Raw genomic sequence first — 20,829 nt, 5'->3', positions numbered from 1 at the left:
AATATGATTGTTAAAGGTCCAGTACTAGTACCAGACATACCTGATAAAGCTGGGGACGTACTTGATGAAGAAACAATTAGAAAAGCACTACTCATCATCGCACGTAATGGCGTACTAATGGATGTACAACACAGCCTAATGAACGTAGGAAAACTATTGGAGTTATACATTACCGATTCACCAACAGAATGGATGGGTAACACATTACCTAAAGGAACATTATTCGCTAGTGTTGATGTGTTAAAAGAAGATATACAACAAGCAATACGTGACGGTAAATACACTGGTTTCAGTATATTATCTGCACCAATAAAAACTGTTCAACAAATGGACAGGGGGATACATTAAATGGCTAGATTAAAGTTTAAAGACATTAATGAATGGACTCCATCCAGTATTAGTATTGTAGATGAACCTTCACATCCACTTTGCCATTTCGAAGTGTATGAAGATGATGATGAATATGTTAAAAAATCAATAGATATAACTGGAAGTGAAATCATGGCTGAACCAACAGGAAAAGCAAATGAAGAAGGTAGGGTTTCTGTTAGTGAAAGTTTTCTTGAAAAACTTTTAGGAAAATCCATCACTAAATCAACAGAACCACCTACTGAACCACCAGCACAACCACCTAAACCTAATAATGGCGATAAAAGTGCTGCTGAAAAAATCATGGAAAAATTAGAAGCAATGGATAAAAAAATCGATGCCCTTGATGGTAGAGTATCTAAACTTGAAACTGATAAAGACCCAGAACCACCTAAAGATGATGATGAGGGTAATCCTGCACCCGGTGCAGTAGGTAAAAATGATGATAGTAATAATCAGGGAAATGATCCAGAACCACCAGAAGATAATAATGCTGTTTTAGATACTAGAACTGTTATTGCTAAATCACAAGAATTAGACCCAGATAACAGTACAGTTTCCACCACTAATGATTCTTTCATGAAAAGAACAGGTAGGAATAGTAATGGTATGACCTGGTAAAAAAAATAATAATTTTATATGATCATCAAAATTTTTACAATTTTTTTATAGAGGTATAATAAAATGTCAATAGCACTAGTTGAAAACACTATCCGTGACCGTATCATAAATGGAAAAGGATTCGTTACTAAATTCGTAGATATTGGTAAAGGAAGTGGAAAATTAAACAATGGAGTATTACAAGCAGAAAAATCTGACAAATACATCCAAGCATTAAGTAACAAAGCAACCTTCCTCGATAAAACCAAACTCATCCCCAGCCACAATCACAAAAGACAATTGGACATGATGAGTTTTGATATTGAACTTGAAGCTGGAAGAATCAATGGAACACCACAAAAATTATCTGATGCTCAACACCCAACTTTCACAGATGCAAGTTTCGATGCAGAAGAACTAAGAGCATTAACTGGATTACATCGTACAGTATTATACGATTCCATTGAAGGTAAAAACTTCATGAACACCTTAACCAACACCTTTGCAGAAGCAAACGGTCTTGCATTAGAAAGAATTCTTTTATATGGGGATAAAAATTCCTCTGACTCTTCTGCATCATCTGGTTATAAAGTCATTGATGGTATTGTTAAAAAGGTAAGGGATAATAGTGACATTGCTGTTGAAGAAATCGATTTAACAGCAACCGATTCCAACCCGTTAAATGAACTCCGTAGAATGATTGATTTATTCCCTGATAAATATCAAAATGATGGAGGAATGGCTTGTTTCGTACCTCCAGTATACAGAAGAACATTACACAGATTTGTCGCTGATAACAAGGACAAATATGGTGATGTAGCTTCCATTACCACAGATGGTACATTAATAGTTGAAGATATTCCAATTATTGCGATACCACAATTCAGTACTTTACGTAATGGATTCACTAAAAAACCAATCTTCTTAACTCACAAAGAAAACATCCAATGGTTAGCAGACCCTGATAACATCATGGTCGAATCCCAATTCATGTTAAGAAGTAACACTTACGATATTGCTTCAACAATGTATGCAGATATCAACTTTGCATTTAAAGATGCTACTAGTCTTGCATGGTTAAAGGAAGCATAATTCCTTCAACACCAACAGTTACCAGGAACATTTCAGTATCTGTAACAGATGGAACAACTGGAATTGGAAGTGTTGATGTTGTATTGGAAGATGCAGATGAAAATCAATATGCTGGTAAAACTGGAAGTGCTGGAGGATGCACATTAAATAATGTTCCAGAAGGAAGTTACACTGTAATGGCTTCCAAGACAGGATATACTGTTTACACTGGAAACATTATAGTAGGTGAAGAAAACACTACGCTTACTATTACTTTAACAGCAGAATAATTATAAAAAGGAGGTAAGAGGTCTTGTATTGTACAGTTGAGGATGTTAAAAACATGAGTGGAATCAAACCTAAAAATCTAGGATATAAAGACAATGAAACTGAATTTAACAAACTTATAAATGAATGGATTTCACAAAGTGAAGGATTAATCAATTCTTACTGCAACAGAAAATGGGAAGAAGATATTCCTTCGGCTGTGAAAAACGTTTGCAGTAGATTAGTTTCTAATATGATTGCATTTCATCTTTCACGTGGTGAATCACCAATCAAGAAAGTCAATGATTACACTACTAAAATTTACTCAAGTGAAGTTTTCACAAATGACTTAAAACAAGACCTTAAACCTTTTAAGAAATCATCACGAGCAAAAGTATTCAAAATATAAGGTGGATATGATGGTTACAATTCACATCAAAGTTGAAAGTGATATTCACCTTGCAGAAAACGCAGTTGAATTTAAAAAGAAATTATTGGATCAACTCAGTGAAAATACTAAGAATATTCTTGAAAAAAACACTCCAAGAAAAACAAGTCGTGGAGCGAATAATTATAAAATTACTAAATCTGATGACAAGCATGAAGTAACCAATGATGCTTTTTGGTTACCATTGGTTAATGATGGTACTGGAGTTTATGGTGTAAGACGTGCTGTGATAAGACCTAAAAAAGCAAAAGTATTACATTTTACTTGGAGGGGTAGGGAATGGTTTCTTAAATATGTTAAAGGTCAAAAACCTCAAAAATTCGTTGAAAGGAGTATACCGGAAATATTATCTTCTGCTGAAAGTGCAGTTGTAATTGCTAAGAAAGGAACATTGGAATAAAAAAAATAATAGTGTGTAAAAAAAAATGGTGTGTTTATAAAATGTTGAATATTATTGAAGGTCCAGAAGCAGTAACAAGAATGGTGAAACAATGCATCACTAAAGAACTTACTGAAGACGGAATTTTATCTGATGTTGAAATGTTCATTCCTAGTTATCGTTCTGATGAAGAAATCGAAGAACCATGCATATGGTTATTTGAACAAAAAACAACAACAGCAAGTGGAAAAGGAACACTTTCAAGCAAATTAGAACTGCAAACTCCTTTTGAATTTTATTGTATAGTATATGACGAAGATGACATAGAACAATCCGAAATAAAAGGAAAAAACTTAGCAAGTAGAATAGCAGCATGCATTGCTAAAAATCATATAAGAGTGCTCAAAGAAGATAATACGATGATTCAAGGTTTAAGACCAGTATTTGAATCATTAGAACCAGTAGGATTCATACAAGATGATGAACTTGGAGAAAAAGTACCCATTACAAAGCTAAGAATTAATTTCATTTATTACGTTGATTGGAAAATATGTTGTGAACTTAAAAATCAAATATAATGAAAAAAAATAATGGTGATTAAACAATGGTAGATAGAGGATTTGGATTATGTCAAGAAAGCACATACGGAGAAGTATTAAGTACTTCCGAATTCAATGAATCCCAATTGGACTGGTGGAGTGAAGCAGATACTGCTGACTTTAAATTAAATGATAAACCAGTTACAAAATCAGGTTCAAGTAGAATGAACAAACGTTCACGTGCAGGAATCATCAAACCAACCGGAACCACAAAAGCAGATGCAGATTTACAAAGATTTGCAATATATTTCAGAGCATATCTTGACAATTACAAATATACTGCAGGTTCTGGAGATGTACATACTCATGAATTCTGGGGTGGAGAAAATAAAAAACTCCAATCATTCAGAGCAGTATATGTTGCAGATCAATTGAAAAAATACATATTTGGTCTACTTTGTGATGGTTTAAAATTCGAAGTATCTGATGAATCCATGAGCGTGGAAGCAAACTGGATTTATAAAACAGAACATGCCGGAATTATTGGTAAAAATGGTGAAACATTCAATAAACCAGAAGAACTTATCAATGATTTATTCTTAATGTTCTATGACATAAGCTTAGAATTAAATAATAAACCAATGACTGGTATAGGAACTAATTTATCTTTTGAAGGTAAAAACAACCTTGCAGTAGATAAGACTGTTGGTTTTGGTTCAAGAGCACCGCAAGCTATAGCTTTAGCACAAAAAAGAGAAAACACTCCAAGTGTAACTATTAGTTTAACAGAAGATACACTCGAATCAATTATTGCAGCAGAATATGGTAAAATTGGTGAATTAACTTTAGGTGACAGTGGAGCATATGAACCTTCAAGATGTACTATTCTTGAAATTCCATTTGCAATAAATGTGAGAATGTGCGAGTATCCTGATTTATTAATGAGAATAGTATTCCCAATGTGCACTCTTGCTGTTGAATACGATATGAGTGGTGCAGACAGTATTGATGCTACGATTAGTATGGAAACATTAGGTTCAAATGAAATCACTCTTGCTGATGAAACTACTAAAGTTCAAACTGATATGTATGTATTACTTAAAAATAATCAAACAGAATTAGGTGTTGATTCCACTCCCATAGGTGAGGAAACTCCTGAAACAGTAAATATTAGTGTATCAGTAAATGATGGTGAAAATCCAGTAAACGGCGCAAGTGTAAGTATTAATGAAATATCTTCAACAACCGGAAGTGCTGGAGGATGCACATTAAATAATGTTCCAATAGGTGCTCAAACTATAATTGTAACTGCATCTGGGTATGAAAATTACTCTGAAACAATAAATGTTTCTAATGAAAATATTACTTTTGAAATAAAATTAAATAAGGAAGGTGAATAACATTGGTATTATCAATATCTGAAATATTAAACGGAAGAGATGATTATCATGAGTATCATATTAAATCTCTCGATGGTGAAATTTGCTTAAGACCTTTGACAAGTGGAGAATGGGATAAAATCGATGAAATCAAACAAAAAGATTTAGGAGATTACACCATTAACGAAAAAACAATCACCAAAAAGAAAAGAAGAGTTAAAGGTGAAATGGAATCCAAAGCAAAATTCAACATCAATGCTTCAAGTAAAGCCACTAAAAAAGCAATGTATGAAGCAATCAAATTAAGTACAGATAATCCAGGTAACCCTGAAAAATGGACAATGGACCATATTAAGAAACTCCGTAAAAATGAGGTTGCTGAAATTTATGAAAAAATTGAAGAAATTTCAGGAGCTACTGAGGAAGACTTAGAAGCTGAGATTGAAGACTTTCCTGAAAACAGCTGAAGGTACAAGAATCATATGGCTTGATTATTGTGGTTATCACTTAGCAGAAAAACAAAGTGATTTAACTCCAAATCAAGCATTATTAATTAGTAAAGGCAGAATGAATTTATACAAAGAGATGAATGAAGTAAAAGACATATAAAGCTTTTATTTTGTTCATCTCCTTTTTTTTTAATCAAAAATTTTTAAATGGAGGTGAATAATTGGATGGTATCTAAACAAGTAATTCGTGTAATAATAGAAGCAGAAGAAACAATAAGTAAAGCTGCAAAACAAGCAGAAAAAGCAATAAAAGACATGGGGTTGTCAGGCAAACAAGGTATGGAAGGAATTAATCAAGCTTCACGTACAGCACAACAAACCATGTCCAGAATGGAAAAATTCGTGAAATCTGCAAGAACCCAATTTGATAGTCTGCGAAAAAGTGGATCATCAGCATTTGATAAAATCAAACAAAAAGTAGGAAATGCTGTTAATAGTATTGGTAAAATTACAAATGTTACGGATATTGCTTCTAAAGCAATGGATAGAATCAAAGGAGTTTCTGATGGTGTCAGAAGTAAATTTGATAGTTTAAAAAATTCGGTATCTTCATTTGGTTCATCAAGTACAAAAACATTTTCTGAAGTAAGTAATAGTGAACAAAGAGCATTAATACCATTACAACAATTAGGCACAGAAGCAGGTATTGTTAGTTCTAAAATGGATTCTTCATTTATAGAAGTCAAAGGAACAGTAATGGGAACTGGTTCAAGTTTTGATAATTTAAAGACTAAGATAGTTAACTTCAGTTCCACTGCAAAAAATAGTATCACTCAAGCATTTACTAGTGCAACTGCAAGTGCAAAAGGCAAACTGGCAGGATTGGGTAACAGCATTACTCAAGCAAGAGCAAAACTAAATCAATTCAGTGCATCTGCAAGAGGTGCTGGTGGAGGATTGGGATTCCTTCGAAGTGCAGCATCAATGACCGTAGGTATGATAGGTTACGACCTTGTCAACAGTATGGCTCAATCTGCTAGAGAATCCATAAATGCTGCAGGTAATTTTCAAGCATTTGGTAAAAGAATGAACATGTCACAATCAGAGATAGATTCATTCAGCCAACATTGTGATAAATTACAACAAAGCTTTAAAAAAGTTGACATGAAAGCAGTAGGTGCAAGTGCACTAGAAATGGGGGTGAAACTGAAATTACCGAAAGAGTCCATGGAAGAGTTAACTAAAACTACTGCAGTAATGAGTTCAGCATTCGTTAAAGAAGGACGTACCCAAGAAGAGGCAATATTAGCAGTGTCTGATGCAATGGACGGTCAATTTAGAAGACTCCAAGAATTAGGTATCAGTCAAGACCAATTAAAAAACAATGGTTGGGACGGAGATATTAATAATAAAACTTCTCTGCTTCAAGCAATGAATAAAACATTAGATGAAATGGGTTTTACAGATACGGCAATGCAAGTTAACACTCTTGATGAAGCTTATCAAATGTTAAGTGTTAGTGGAGGACAATTATTAGGATCCATATTAATTCCTCTTACACCTACATTAATTGGTATTGCAACTGCTGTAGTTGGTGTGATTGATGGAATTAAAAATTTTATGGGTCAATTACAAGCTGCGTGGAGTGGATTACCTGATTGGGTTCAAGATGCAGCAGGCATTATGGTTATGGCGGGTGCAGTATTACTTCTTATGGGTTATATATCTTCACTTGGTGGAGCAGTAGGATTATTAAAAACTGCACTAGCACCAATAATCGGTATAATTGGGGGAATTACTCCTCCTATGATTGCAGTTGTAGCGGTTATAGGTGCTGTAATCTTCGCAGTTTATGAATTAGGAAAAGCATTTGGCTGGTGGGATGATGTAGGTTCCATGATAGATGCTATTAAAAATAATATTGGTAGATTATGGGATGCTTTTATTCATCATCCAGATGTTCAGGCAACAATCCATGCTATAGGTGATGCTTGGAAATGGTTAAATGATTCGTTAAAACCAGTAGTGGATTGGTTAAAAGGAATATGGAATCAAATTTTCCCTGAGTCTGCTAAAGGTAAAGTTGATGGTACAAGAATAATCATTGATTCAATAGGTGCCGCATTTAAAGGTATAAGTGTTCCTATCAGATTTGCTATTATGGTATTGCAAGGTGCATGGAGTGTATTATCATCATTGGTCGGTACTGCAGTAGGCATTGGTCAGGGAATATATGATGCTTTGAAACCTATTGTTTGTATATTGCTTGGGTGTAGTCCAGGAATTGTTCCAGCATTAGGAAAAGTATTAGAAATATTTGGTACAGTTTGGAATACTATTGTTTCATTATTAAGTGGAATTATTCCTAGTGTTTTAACTGCTATTCAACCTGTTTTAGATATACTCACATTAATTGGAGAATTTTTATTAGGTACATTCCAATTCGCATGGCAAACAATAATATTAGTATTCATGACTGTTTGGAATCATCTTCAACAGATTATATTAATATTTAGTCAATTTCTAAGTGGTCAGATAACATTAAGTGCAATGCTTGGGCAAATATGGGAAGTTATTAAATCAATGTTCTTCTCTGTATTAACAATTATTATTACTCGTGTTGGATCATTTGCAAAAAGTTTAGTATCACGTGCAATAAGTGCTGCTAGAGGTTTTGTCAGTGCAATAATATCCAGAATATCCAGTTTACCTGGAAGAGTATATTCATATCTTATAAGTGTGGCTAGTAGAATTATTAGTGCCGGTGCAAGTTGGGTAAGCAGTGGAATTAGTACTGCTTCTCGCATGGTATCTGGAGTAATAAGTCATGTTCAACAATTACCTGGTAAAGTATACACTGAATTCATTAACATTGGTTCAAGAATAATGAGTGCAGGTTCTGACCTCATTAATAAAGCTAAAAACATTGGTAAAAACATTGTTGATGGTTTATTAGGTGCTATGGGTATACATTCACCAGGTATTATTCAAACTAAAGTGGTAACTGAATTCAAAAATATGGTTGGTAGAGTCGCTGATTGGATTAAACCAGCTGGTGAAACTGCTAAGGAATTTGGTGAAACATTCGTTGATGAATTTGGAAATCCATCACTTGATGTGGATACAAGTCTTGTTCAAGATTTAGATGCTCCAACCGTGAATGTGGGAATGGATGCTAGTCAATTAGATTCAGTGAATCAAAATGTCATGACTCAATATGGAGACCTTACTAATCTAACTGGAAATAGTCTTCAAGACATGGTTTCACAGGATAAACTTGCATTTGATACTATTAAAGCAAATGATACTGCACAAATGAGTAGTATTACTACTCTTGTTGGAACTAAAATGCAACAAATGACTAATAATGTTAAAACTAACATGAATAGTATTGTTTTGAATAATAAACAAGGATTTATCTCTGCTAAAAAGGACACTACAACTCAGTTAAACAGTATGGTTAGTAAAACTAAAACTGCTAACAGTAAAATGATTTCTTCATGGAAAAAAATGAGTGGAGATGTTATCAGTTTTGCGGCTAAAATTAAAACTCAATCAAGTCAACACTTTGATAAATTAGGTAGTAAAATTGGATCATTCTATCGTAAACTTCAAAATCCAGGAGGTTTTGGTGCGGGTCCCGCTCCAGCTAGTGGCAGAGTTTCAACAGTAAAACGTTCAGGAACAAATGGATTCAAAGCAATTTCAAATGCTTTAAGAAAATACCAAATGCCACAAACAATGACATTAGGAGAAATAAGAAGAAATCCTTTAGTATCCATGGATAATGTTGGCTCATATATCTCTACTAATAACAATAAATTTAATGTTGCAGACTTAGTAAGATCAGGTAATATCAAAATTCCAATTGGTTTAGAAGATCCATCTAACAAAGGTGCGGGTTGGTCTGATGGTGTTGGAAAACACGTACAAAAAATTAAATCATTATCTGATAAATGGAGAATGAAAGGTCCTAAAATCATAGGTAAATATGCAACAAGTATAGGATTTAAAGTTGGTGATTTTGAAAATGGAACACCAAACATTGATTTTGGAACATTTAAACAGATTGCTGAGGATGTATTCAGTCAATGTCATTATGAATTTTATTATGACAGTGATAAATATGGGTCATGGCAAGCAGCATTCCGTAATGGAGGAATGAATTGTAGTGATTCAAGTGATGCATTAATTGCTCTTGCTCATGCTTGTGGTTTGTCTGCTAGTAAAGTTCATGGGCACTGGAACCAATACGGTCACTTCTGGGCAAATGTAGCGGGTCATAAAATGGATACTACTGGTTGGATGAATCAACGTAATTGGACCCCTGCAGCCAGTCATGCAGGACCCGCACAAAAAGGTTTGACCTTTGGTGAATTTGTTGATGCCATTAAATCTGAAAATGATTCTACTGTTGTAGTGAATAACAACTCTAATGAAAGTGAAGTTAACTTAAACGGTGAAGTTACTGTTGTTCATAAATTTGAAAATCTGCCGGATAATGTTGATGAAGCAACAATTGTCAGTATGATTAACGAAACAACTAGTAGTGATGGATGGGTTAAAAAGTTAGCAAATAATATTCGTTTTCAATTGGAAGATCTAAAAGCTAAATCAAAAATTGAAAGTAAACAAAAAAGGAGTAGAGGAATATGAAAAAATACACAGTTTATTCCGAGAATAGTCGGGGACTGGGTAATGTGATGAATAGTGATAATCAGTTAGAACACATGGAGGGTAGTAATTGCTCTCCCATTCTAACTGATATTATTTTTAATCATGATAACCTTGAGTTACCTGTTTTTGAGATAAAATTAAATGGTGAACCTGCATATATTGCGGTGGAATTAACTCCACCGGAAGGGAGTGTTGCTCCAGATGAGAGTTTGATTTTGAATGCAACTCTTACAAATAGTGATGGGGATTTCATAGATAATGTGAATATTTTTTTCTATGAAAATGATGTGTTATTAGGATATGGTGAAACAGTAGATGGTTGTTGTGAATATGAATACTCAAGTAGTATTCGTGGAGAACATGTTATTGTTGTTAAAACAAATGATGAATTACAATATGATGCTACAAGTACAAATGTCAATGTTTATGTTTATTACAATACTAGTATTGATTTAAATGTTTCTCCAGAACTTATTGATACTGCAGATACTGTTGTTGTTAATACTACTCTTTTACGTGATGATGGTACTCCTATAAATGGTGAGTTTATTGAAATTTATAATGGTGATGTTTTATTAAATTCAAGTGTCACTGATGATCAAGGGAAATGTTCGGATTATTATAATGCCTATGAGTTAAAAAGAGATCATGGAAGTAATTTAAATTTTAAAGCAGTTTTTAATAAGACTGTTGCGTATTTACCTTCACAGTCAAGTATTGTAAGTAAAACTATAAAATTATCTGAACCCTATATTAGTTTACAATATCCATCTGCACAGTATAGTATAGGAGATATTATTCCTTTAACTTTTCTTGTGAATGATAAAAAAGGAAATGCTTTGGAAGGAGTAGATTTAGTAATAAATATTGGGAGTAATAGTTATGATGGAGTTACTGATGCTTTTGGACAATATGTTATGAATTATACGGTTTTGTCAGCAAAAGACATTGATATAACTGTGACTTCTGTTGAAAATAATTATTATTCTTCAACTAGTATACATGAAACTATAACAGTTGGAAAATTAAATACTCTTACTGTATTAACAAGTAGTAATAGTTCATCAAACATTAGTTTTGTTGAAGAGTTCACATTATCTGCAACAGTGTCCACGGATATTAGTCAACCTATCGAAGGCACTGTTAGTTTCTATGATAATGAAGTATTATTAGACAATGTATCACTAGTGGATAATATTGCGAATTATACATATTCAACTAATGAAATCAAAGAACATAATTTTTATGCAGTGTTCAATGGATCCTCGGAGTATTATTCTAGTCAAAGCAGTAATTTAACCATTAACATTGTTAAAGACACTCCAATAATCAATGTAATCACAGGAGATATATATCAAAGCTGGTATACTGCATGTATAATTACAGACAGTCTTGGACGCCCATTAACTGGTAAAAATATAAATATAAAAGTTTCTCAGGATAATTCTACTTTTTCAAGTTATCCGCAAATAAGTGATGGTGAAGGAAAATCAAAACTTCAAATGAACGGGAATCCTTGCACCGTGTATTCTCAATACATTTTCACAGGAGATTCAGAATATACTGCTGTTACTGCTAATAAGACATTCATAATAAAATCTCCATTAACACAATCTAAATGTACTGGTACTATGATTAGTGGAAGTAATGCAGTACCTTATCGTGAATGGGTTGATGTGTATAGTAATTGTGATGATAATTATTGTAGATGTACCAATATCGCAACTAGTAGTGGTAGTTATAAACGTCCTGCTGCATTAACCGGAAGTGTGAATTTTAACCTTCCAGCTAATGCTACCGTGAAAAATTTAAAAGCTGATTGGAAAAGTCAACTTGTTAAATACACAAGTAGTAGTGGGTATGCAAGTATTGGTGCTCCAACAATTACTATTAGTGGTGATGGTTCAGGTTCAGCTCATACAAAAACTGGTGGAACTCCAGGTAAAGGCAGTTATGTTTCTGGAACCTTTAATTATTCAGGCGCAAATGCAGCTGGATTAAATGATGGGGTTAATGTGAAAGTTCAGTTCCCTGCAAATACTAGTGGGGAAATAGGGCAAATATATTTCATGGGTGTTAAGTTAACCGCAACGTATATTCCTGCACAGGAGGTAATATAAAATGGTTACAGTTGAAAAACATGCTCAAAGTATTAGCCAAACAAAAGGAGCATATAAAACTGAGAAATATTATCGTGAATGGACTAATTTAAATAATCTCAAAAGTGAGGATAATTGGGCTAGTTGTGGAGTTACAAGTAGCAATAATAATTACACTCTCATTGGAGGTAAAACTGGTACTTGGGATAGACCTAGTACAATTAGTTTTAAAAATTTTGGGTTTAATATTCCATCTCATGCAAAAATAACTCGTATTCGTGTAGGTTATACTCAACGGAAAAATCGTATTGGTGGAACGTATGGTGTTTTTGCAGCACCTACAATTTCATTATTAACTACAAATTATAGTAGTAAAGGATATGCTGTTCCAACAAAGAGTAAAAGTTTCGTTACAACTTTTAGTAATGTTGATATTTCACCATCTAAAATCAATAATGGTAATTTTGGAGTAAAAATTAATTACCCTGCAAATAGTAGTACAAATCCATCACAAATACAATTAAAAGATGTGTGGGTAGAAGTTACTTATACTGATTTTAGTTTTGGTATTAATTCATCTATACAGGTTTCTAATGAAAATTTATATATTGGTGATACTGCTGAGATTAATCTTTCATTAACTAGTAAAACGGGTAATATTGCTTCTTATACTTCTAATGTTAGTTTTACATTACCTCCAGGAGTTGTTTTTAAAGAAAAAACAAAAGGTAATGGTGCTTTTAATGTAAATAATGATATTGTAACTTGGCAAGGAAATTTCCAAAATACAAAAACTATTAATGTTAGTTTTAATGTTGTATTACAAACTGATGGGACTAAAACGTTCATTTTTAAAGAATCCACAACAAATACAACTTCTAAAAATATTTTGAAAGTTTTAGATAATTACATTGAATTATATGTTGATTATCCACCAATAATTAATGATTCAGATGAGACTGATGTTAGTATATCTGTTGTTTCAGAGAAAATAACTAGTAACTATTCTCCAGTGATTATTAGTTTTCCGGATATTTTCAATGTTACAGTAGTTATTGAAGAGGATAATATTATATTTGATGGGAATAATTATGTGTTTACACCTAATTTAATAGAACAAACTGTTGATGAAATCATATTCCGAGTCAATTGTTCTGTTTCTGGTAATCATACATTCACTACTGTTTTTGAGAATGTTACAAAAAATTATAATATTAAGATTAAAAATAGTGAATTAACAGTTCCTTTTTTCTCTAAAATCATGTTAGATGAAAAAATTTTAGATCGTTTAGGAGATGGGAGAACATATACTGTAAGTAGTGTATTTAAATTATTGCTTGATGAGGATAATATTAATCTTTTTGATCCATTTAATGCTAATTATCGTTTAGGTGTTTTTAACAGTGAAATATATGAGGATTTTACAGATTTAGATTATTTAAATTATACTTATTTCTCTGAATCTGTGAGTGAGCCTAATGTTGAAGAGGAGTTAAGTGTGGATTTTATTTATCATGCTGAATATCCTGTGATAATTGTTATGACTGGAGAATATCTTGAAGCAAATTCAAGAGCATTTAAAATACAATACACTTATCCTTGCTTGATGGAAACTGAGTTTATTGTGAATCGTGAATCTCCTGGACTGTTCCCATATCCTATAAAACAAATAAGTAGTATTGATGATTTTTGTGTTGCAAATGTTCCAAGCAACAGACGTACAAATTCCATCCGGGTGTATAATTTTAATATGTCTGGTTTAGAATTATCGGATAATGCAGTTATTCAAGGAGTTAGTGTTGATTTTGATGTTAATTGTGATTCTGAAGTTGCATTATTAATGAAATTAATTGTAAACAATAAAATTGGTCAAAGAAGTATTAATTTTAATTCCATAACTGATTCTCAAAATCTAGGTGGGGAATTTGACTTGTGGGGTCTTAGTTTCGATGATTTCATTGATGGTAATCTTGATGATTTTGAATTAGAATTAACATTACTGAATGCATTCAACTATGATAGTTACATTGAATTAAATAATCTTAGAGTAACATTTCATTACGTTGAAGTGCCTGAATCATTAGTGAAATGCTGGGTGAATGGTGTAGATGTAAGATATTATAATATGTTTCTTAATGATGTTAAAATTCCGTCTGGTACTGAAAATGAAGTGAAATATTTAGAGGTTAATGGAACAGATTCAACAGTGGCATATCGTAGTAGTATACAGAAAAAAAAAATTGAAATTGATTTTAGTGTTTTTGGTTGTGATATCACTGAAACTTCAAAATTCTTAGAACGTATAGGAAGATTATTTGCGAATGAACGTGATAAATTCAATAAACCTATTTTGAATACTATTGAATTTTCACATTATCCTGATAGAGTTTGGGAATTCCTTACTGAAGATGCAATTGATGCGGATTCAAACTCAGCCGATTATGATGGACGCATAAAATTAATTGTTCCGTCTGGTACTAGTACTAACAAAAATATGAATATTTCTAATGCATACGGTGTGAATAACAGTATTGCAAAAGTCAATCCTGAAATTTATGTTGTTGCATTAGAAAATACTGTAGTGATCACCGAAGACAAAAGTAATCAGGAATTGATTATTCGAGGGGAAAATATTGTTAATAAATTAATTCGAGTTGACTGTAGCAATCGTGAAGCATATATACTTGAAGACAATTCTGATAATACTGAAGAATATGTAAACATAAACATTACTCCTAATATCGACATTAATAGTGATTTTTTTGTTATACAGGGAGAGTATAGTTTCAATTGTAATAATACAGCGAATATACAATCTGTAAGATTTTTTGAGAGATGGTAAAAGATGAGTTTTACAATAGTAATATTGAACCAACAGGAAGAACCATTAAAATATCTTGATGCAGAGCAATTAGAGATAACGCAAGTTAGTGAAATAGGCGAATTACAGAGGATAACTATAACTTATCCTCTTGATACTATAAACATTAATCTGATAAGAGAATTGTTTAAAATAGGTAATAAGGTATGGGTTCCTGAAAAAAATGGTTTAAACGCTTGTTTGTATGTTATTAGTAATTCAATCAAATATGATTACTGGGATAAAAGTAGTGTAAAATTGGAATTGGAAGAAGTACTTGTTGAACTGAATTATGTTGAGTTATTTAAACAATATTCTGCTGAAACTAAAACAATTAACAGAACATTACTAGAAGAACAATTCGGAGATTATTTTAACATAGGCATTGTTGAATCATGTATGGGCAGTCGTGGAAATGTTCCATTAAATGGTACGATGACCAAATTAGGACTTTTAAGATATATTGAAGAAGAAACAAGTAATATTTTCTTAACAAGATACGAAAAAGACACAGAAAGCAATATCATACATAGATATCTTGATTTTGTACAACCCGGGCATGCTGGGAGCGAACATGATAAAGTTATTGATCTAAACTTCAATGCAGAAAATATTGAACATGAAATCAATGAAGCAGATACTTATAAAGCAATAGCTCCAGTATTGAGTTTAAATGAAATTGGAGGAACTGGTGAAATAACTCGTACGGATTTACAAAAAATTATTAATGAATGGAATAATCTTGTTGTTAAGAAAGGTGCTAATATTCCTATGATTGTTGAAAAATCAACTGATGAGAATAATAATGTTGTTGAAACTGTCACTGCATATTGGGCAGCTCCTTTTGAGAAAAGGGCTAATGAATTATTTATTCGTGATGATGTAGACACAGAAGTAGAATACAGTAAAATACTATCAAAAAGTGAAAACCCTACTGTGATACTCCCAAAGATAGGAACAATTCAAACATCAGAAACTAACAAATATGTTATCTATAACAGATGTGCAAACACTTTGATTGATAAAAGATACCCTGAGTTAAATATTGAAGTTGATTTAAAAGATATATCTCAATTAAAAGGAGATGATAATTTAAATGTGTATGATAAATTGTATGTGAAAGTACCAGGTTATTCAAAATTAATAAAAGTTCAAATTTCAAAAATTGAAAAAAATCCTCATTTGCTTGGAGAAACTAAAATTACTTTGGCGAATACTGATATTGGAACAAGGATTAATCAAAAAGCAACAATAATCTCTGCGAGTAATGCAACTATTAAAAAAGGAGGAGTTATTACTGCAGTACTTAAAACTGAAGATGAATCACTTAGTAATAAGTTATGTTCTATTAATATAACTAAACCTGAGGAGACTATAACCACTACAAAAAATGTTACTACAACTACTACTTCAGAACTTAAAGAAGGTGCTGGAGTTCATATATACATGAACACTGATAACATTAACAGTAAATCAAAGGATAAGAAGTTAATGAATGATATTGCAGGATATCTTAGAAAAAGAGGGTATAGTGTGACTGTTGGAGGTATTGGGCCATCAACACATTATAATGATATTTCTAAAGTTAAAAAGAATGGTATTTATTTTACATTGTATGGGGGGTTATGTGCAGGTACTCTTAAGGAACAATGTTATTCTGCTCATTTTCATTCTGTTTTGAAAAAGAGAAATGCTAAAATGGTTATTGGTTTTTATAATCGTGTGTTAACTGATAAGTTTCTTCCAAGAGCTCATGATGATAATTTTAGTCCGTCAAGTTTTCGTGGATGGAATAAGCCTAGAACTAACTTGTTGAATGCTGGAATTGGTATTGCAGAAGGCAAATCAGCTAAAGAAATCGCAAGTACTTTTCCAGGTTTTAAGAAAGGAATGTCAATTAAAACTACAACTAAAAAAACAACCACTCCTGTCACTACCACAACAACTGAAAAAGCAGTAAGTAAAACATACACTGCAAAGACAGATGCTGATGGGAAGTTTAAATTAAAAGTTAATTTAAATCCAGGGGATTATGTGGTTAATTTTAATTTTGGTGGGGACATTGAATACGGAGCAGTTAGTAAAGAAATTACATTAAAAATAAAATAAATGGAGAGTAAAGAATATGATTAGATTTAGTAAAAATGAAATGAAAAAAGCAAGTAGTCAATTAAGAGAAGGTATTAAAGAGAATAAAGGATATTTGTCTAGTATAACAATGACTGACATGTCTAGTAAGAAACATAAAATAAGTAAAAAAGAGTATATGGGTTTGTTTGAAGCTCAGAATATTTTTATTAGGAAACATGGTCGTTATCCTAACTATGTGACATTAAATTCAACAGCAAATAATCCATTGGTGATGGATTATCAGGATAATGCGTATACTTGTGGTCCAACTTCATTATCTATGGCTATTCAAATGTTGTTTGATTATGTATCTGAAAAGGAATGTGCAAAAGCAGTTAATACTATTATTGGTAGTGGTACATCTCCTTCTGATATGATGAGTGGTGCTAAAAAATTAGGGTATTCTTTAAAAAAGATTAGTCGTAATAAGTCTAGTGTTAAAGCACAATTAAGTATGGGTAAACCAGTTATTGCACATATTGACACTAAACCAGCAACATGTTTAGGATACAAGAATAATTATGGTCATTATGTACTTATTTATGGGGCTAATAGTACGGATTATTTTGTTGCAGACCCTACCAAAGGCTTAAAAAGATGTAAATTTAGTGTGTTGGATAAAGCTCAATTAGGTAGAAGTATTAATTATTATGGTGTGGGGATTTTATAAAAATTCTTTTTATAATTTTTTTATTTTTTTTACTACTTTTTTTATTAAATAATTCCTAAAAAAATAAGTTTAGATGAAGTGGAAATATTCTACTCCTACTTCATCATTATATTCAAATCTTAGGAATGCTCCTTGGGTATCTTTAAATAATACTGTTACTGTTTCGTTTCCTTGACTCCAACTATCATTATTTTCACTTTGTTTTAGTTCTGTCCATGTTATTGCTTTATCACCTACCATAAATAATGGTTGTTCTTGTATTACTTCAAGGTTTTCGTTTACTGTTTTATCTAATGTGTTTTCCAATAGTTCATTAATGCTTTTATAATTATTATTAGCTTTAATTAATTGCATTTGCTCTGCAAGTTCTTTTTTTATTTTAATGCTTGTGTATTCACTCATTTTTATATTCTCCCTAAACTGGTTTTATTTATGGGAGTATTATCCCACAAATAAATATTATTATGTCGATTATTAATAGTGCGATTATTAGTTTGTTTTCATGGTTTTTGTATATTAATATTGCTAAAATGATTAGTAATATTATGTTTATTATTTCGAGTATTGTTAACATTATTTTTTTTCTCCTATTGTTTTTTTGGTAAAAATTTAAATAAAAAAAATTATAAACTTTATAATTGTAGGGCGAGGGATTTATTTATCCCTCTTGTTTTTGTTTTGTAATATGGTTATTATCATTAGTAACCATGTTACTATTTGAAATATTATTGTTAACATTTCCATTTATGTTCTCACCTCCTTGTTTATTATATTGTACTACATAGTATATAAAGATTTCTATTTTTTATTTAAAAAGTAGGGACAATTTTAAAAAAACAATACAAATAAAACAAATCAATATTTATTTTTTCCGAAAAATCATAAACTATTTTAAAATAAATGTGTATAAATAATATATGAGGACATATTAAAGTACGATAAATTTATAATGCATATATTGATAAATATATAAATAATTTAATCTTATTAAAATTGGAGGAGAGTATTTGTCTAAACCTAATCAAAATCAACAACAAGAATATAGAAGAGTAAGAACACCTAAAAAAGGTGAAATTGCAGGAGTAGTTGAACAAATCATGGGACACGGAAAGTTAAAAGTTCGCTGTGCTGATGGGCATATGAGAATGACCAGAATCCCTGGGAAAATGAAAAAACGTATTTGGATTCGTGAAGGAGACGTAATCCTTGTAAAACCATGGGATTTCCAATCTGATGAAAAAGCTGATGTAATTTGGAGATACACAAAAACCGAATCAAATTGGCTTGAAAGAAAAGGCTACTTAAAAATGTAGTCTAACTACCTACTTTTTTTGATTTTAATGGATTCTAAAATAGCTAAAGCAGATGCAAAACACGAAAAAATACATTCCCAAAAAAGAAAAAAAGACAGCTCCGATAGAAAAGTGGGAAATGAAATTTTCGATAAAATAACATTGGAAACATTATATAAATTAGCTAATCAAGGATACATTGATATTTTAAACGGCGCTATAAGTACTGGAAAAGAAGCTAATGTACTTACAGGCATTACCGATGATGAAAAATTTATAGCAGTTAAAGTTTACAGAATTGCTACATCTGATTTTAAAAAAATGGATTATTACCTTAAAGGAGATCCAAGATTTAACCTTAAAAGTAAAAATAAAAGAAAAATTATCTATTCCTGGGTTACAAAAGAATTTAAAAACCTAACAAGACTAGAAAATGCAGGAGTTAAAGTACCTCATCCAATTACAAGTGCAAATAATGTATTGTTAATTGAATTTATTGGAGATGAAAAAGGAAATCCTGCACAACCCGTTAAAAACCACCCCCCAAAAGACCCTGATGAATTTTTCACTAAGCTTCTTGTAAATCTAAAATTATTTGTAAATGAAGCAAAATTAGTTCATGGGGATTTATCAAATTACAATATATTAAATAAAGATGAAGAACCTGTAATTATTGATGTTTCACAATCAGTTGTTTTAGACAATCCAATTTCAAAAGAACTTCTTGAAAGAGACATTAACACACTTGTTCGTGAATATACTAAGCTTGGTGTTAAAACTAGTTTTAATGAAATTTGGGAATACATTAATCCTAAATTTTAAATAACTTCAATTAAATAATTATTAATTAATTCTAATTTAAGAAAGGTGAAATTATGCCAGAAACAGATTATTTAAAAATACCTCAAAATAGAATAGGTGCATTAATTGGAAAAAATGGAGGAGTTAAAAAATCTATTGAAAATGCAACTGGAGTTATTCTCGACATAGACAGTGATGAAGGTACTGTTTATATCGAACCTGGCGAAAATATGGAAGATCCATTAGGAGTATGGAATGCAAACCATATTGTAAAAGCAATAGCACGTGGATTCAATCCTGAAGTTGCATTAAAATTAGTCAGTGATGATTGTTATTTAGAAGTAATTAGCTTACCACTATACATAGGTAAATCCAAAAAAGCCCTTGCAAGATATAAATCCAGAATCATTGGAACTGAGGGAAAAACACGTGAAATAATCATGCAAATGGCTGAAGTAGATATGGCAGTTTATGGAAAAACCGTTTCATTAATTGGTGGAATGGAAAACATAATGATTGCTAAAGAAGCTATTGAAATGATTTTAAAAGGTTCCAGACACAAATCAGTTTATGGATTCTTAGAACATAAAAAAGAAGATTTGAAAATGAAAGAATTCAAAGACCTTGTCGGAATCGAAGATGATAAAATCGAATTCAAAGATGGAATTGAATTTGATGAAAAAACATTACAGTAACATTAAATGTTACTACTTTTTATTTTTTTTAGATTAAAGTATTACTTTAATGCAATTTTAATACAACTATTATACTATCAATAGAAAACTATTATATACTGCAA

The 20,829-nt window shown here is 31.6% G+C and carries 19 protein-coding genes; 18 read left to right on the top strand and 1 reads right to left on the bottom strand.

The features are described 5' to 3' along the window. The first annotated feature begins 3 nt into the window (after nt 1–3). The 15 genes from ACR0P1_RS00155 (at nt 4) to ACR0P1_RS00085 (ending at nt 17,937) form a co-directional block, all read left to right on the top strand. Complete coding sequence (locus ACR0P1_RS00155) at nt 4–348, top strand: XkdF-like putative serine protease domain-containing protein (RefSeq protein WP_303347367.1); 345 nt, start codon at nt 4–6, stop codon at nt 346–348. Continuing rightward, nucleotides 349–990: a hypothetical protein gene (locus tag ACR0P1_RS00150; RefSeq protein ID WP_432644388.1), complete on the top strand. Its 642-nt coding sequence runs from the start codon at nt 349–351 to the stop codon at nt 988–990. Nucleotides 991–1,053: 63 nt separating this feature from the next. Further along, nucleotides 1,054–2,061, top strand: coding sequence for a phage major capsid protein (locus ACR0P1_RS00145; protein WP_432644387.1), 1,008 nt, complete (start codon nt 1,054–1,056; stop codon nt 2,059–2,061). Beyond that, a complete protein-coding gene (locus ACR0P1_RS00140) occupies nt 2,043–2,330 on the top strand; it encodes a carboxypeptidase-like regulatory domain-containing protein (protein WP_432644386.1) in 288 nt (95 codons plus the stop codon). Before ACR0P1_RS00145 ends, ACR0P1_RS00140 begins: the two co-directional genes overlap by 19 nt. A 23-nt stretch (nt 2,331–2,353) precedes the next feature. Further along, nucleotides 2,354–2,716: a hypothetical protein gene (locus tag ACR0P1_RS00135; protein WP_432644385.1), complete on the top strand. Its 363-nt coding sequence runs from the start codon at nt 2,354–2,356 to the stop codon at nt 2,714–2,716. 7 nt (nt 2,717–2,723) lie between these two features. After that, the gene (locus tag ACR0P1_RS00130; protein WP_432644384.1) at nt 2,724–3,155 is read left to right on the top strand and encodes a hypothetical protein; all 432 of its coding nucleotides are present in this window, start codon (nt 2,724–2,726) and stop codon (nt 3,153–3,155) included. A 41-nt stretch (nt 3,156–3,196) separates the two neighbouring features. Continuing rightward, on the top strand, nt 3,197–3,712 hold the full coding sequence (locus tag ACR0P1_RS00125; RefSeq protein WP_432644383.1) for a hypothetical protein: 516 nt from the start codon (nt 3,197–3,199) through the stop codon (nt 3,710–3,712). Between the two features lie 26 nt (nt 3,713–3,738). Continuing rightward, on the top strand, nt 3,739–5,073 hold the full coding sequence (locus ACR0P1_RS00120) for a PEGA domain-containing protein (RefSeq protein ID WP_432644382.1): 1,335 nt from the start codon (nt 3,739–3,741) through the stop codon (nt 5,071–5,073). Nucleotides 5,074–5,075: 2 nt separating this feature from the next. Further along, the gene (locus tag ACR0P1_RS00115; RefSeq protein WP_432644380.1) at nt 5,076–5,519 is read left to right on the top strand and encodes a hypothetical protein; all 444 of its coding nucleotides are present in this window, start codon (nt 5,076–5,078) and stop codon (nt 5,517–5,519) included. After that, complete coding sequence (locus ACR0P1_RS00110) at nt 5,494–5,661, top strand: hypothetical protein (RefSeq protein ID WP_432644379.1); 168 nt, start codon at nt 5,494–5,496, stop codon at nt 5,659–5,661. Before ACR0P1_RS00115 ends, ACR0P1_RS00110 begins: the two co-directional genes overlap by 26 nt. Before the next feature lie 65 nt (nt 5,662–5,726). Continuing rightward, nucleotides 5,727–10,157 carry a hypothetical protein gene (locus tag ACR0P1_RS00105; RefSeq protein WP_432644378.1) on the top strand — a complete coding sequence of 1,477 codons (4,431 nt, stop codon included), beginning with the start codon at nt 5,727–5,729 and terminating at the stop codon, nt 10,155–10,157. Beyond that, entirely contained in the window at nt 10,154–12,298 is a 2,145-nt protein-coding gene (locus ACR0P1_RS00100) for an Ig-like domain-containing protein (RefSeq protein WP_432644377.1), read from the top strand. Before ACR0P1_RS00105 ends, ACR0P1_RS00100 begins: the two co-directional genes overlap by 4 nt. Nucleotide 12,299: 1 nt before the next feature. Next, nucleotides 12,300–15,119, top strand: a complete 2,820-nt coding sequence (locus ACR0P1_RS00095; RefSeq protein WP_432644376.1) for a hypothetical protein — start codon at nt 12,300–12,302, stop codon at nt 15,117–15,119. Between the two features lie 3 nt (nt 15,120–15,122). Continuing rightward, nucleotides 15,123–17,246: a hypothetical protein gene (locus ACR0P1_RS00090; RefSeq protein ID WP_432644375.1), complete on the top strand. Its 2,124-nt coding sequence runs from the start codon at nt 15,123–15,125 to the stop codon at nt 17,244–17,246. A gap of 16 nt (nt 17,247–17,262) precedes the next feature. Next, the gene (locus ACR0P1_RS00085; RefSeq protein WP_432644374.1) at nt 17,263–17,937 is read left to right on the top strand and encodes a cysteine peptidase family C39 domain-containing protein; all 675 of its coding nucleotides are present in this window, start codon (nt 17,263–17,265) and stop codon (nt 17,935–17,937) included. Between the two features lie 69 nt (nt 17,938–18,006). Here ACR0P1_RS00085 and ACR0P1_RS00080 read toward each other — a convergent pair whose 3' ends face one another. Further along, entirely contained in the window at nt 18,007–18,339 is a 333-nt protein-coding gene (locus ACR0P1_RS00080; RefSeq protein ID WP_432644373.1) for a hypothetical protein, read from the bottom strand. 605 nt (nt 18,340–18,944) lie between these two features. Here ACR0P1_RS00080 and eif1A point away from each other — a divergent pair. Genes eif1A through ACR0P1_RS00065 form a run of 3 tightly spaced genes read left to right on the top strand, consistent with a single transcriptional unit; the run spans nt 18,945 to nt 20,725 of the window. Further along, the gene (gene eif1A / locus ACR0P1_RS00075) at nt 18,945–19,250 is read left to right on the top strand and encodes a translation initiation factor eIF-1A (protein WP_432644372.1); all 306 of its coding nucleotides are present in this window, start codon (nt 18,945–18,947) and stop codon (nt 19,248–19,250) included. A gap of 27 nt (nt 19,251–19,277) precedes the next feature. After that, nucleotides 19,278–20,051 (top strand): serine protein kinase RIO, encoded by a 774-nt coding sequence (locus ACR0P1_RS00070; protein ID WP_432644371.1) that lies wholly within the window; start codon nt 19,278–19,280, stop codon nt 20,049–20,051. Between the two features lie 53 nt (nt 20,052–20,104). Next, nucleotides 20,105–20,725: a KH domain-containing protein gene (locus tag ACR0P1_RS00065; RefSeq protein ID WP_432644370.1), complete on the top strand. Its 621-nt coding sequence runs from the start codon at nt 20,105–20,107 to the stop codon at nt 20,723–20,725. Nucleotides 20,726–20,829 lie beyond the last annotated feature (104 nt).

Source organism: Methanobrevibacter sp., assembly GCF_050872065.1.
Lineage (GTDB): Archaea > Methanobacteriota > Methanobacteria > Methanobacteriales > Methanobacteriaceae > Methanocatella.
The sequence above is the reverse complement of the archived record's forward strand: the minus strand, read 5'-3'. Positions and strand labels throughout refer to the sequence as shown.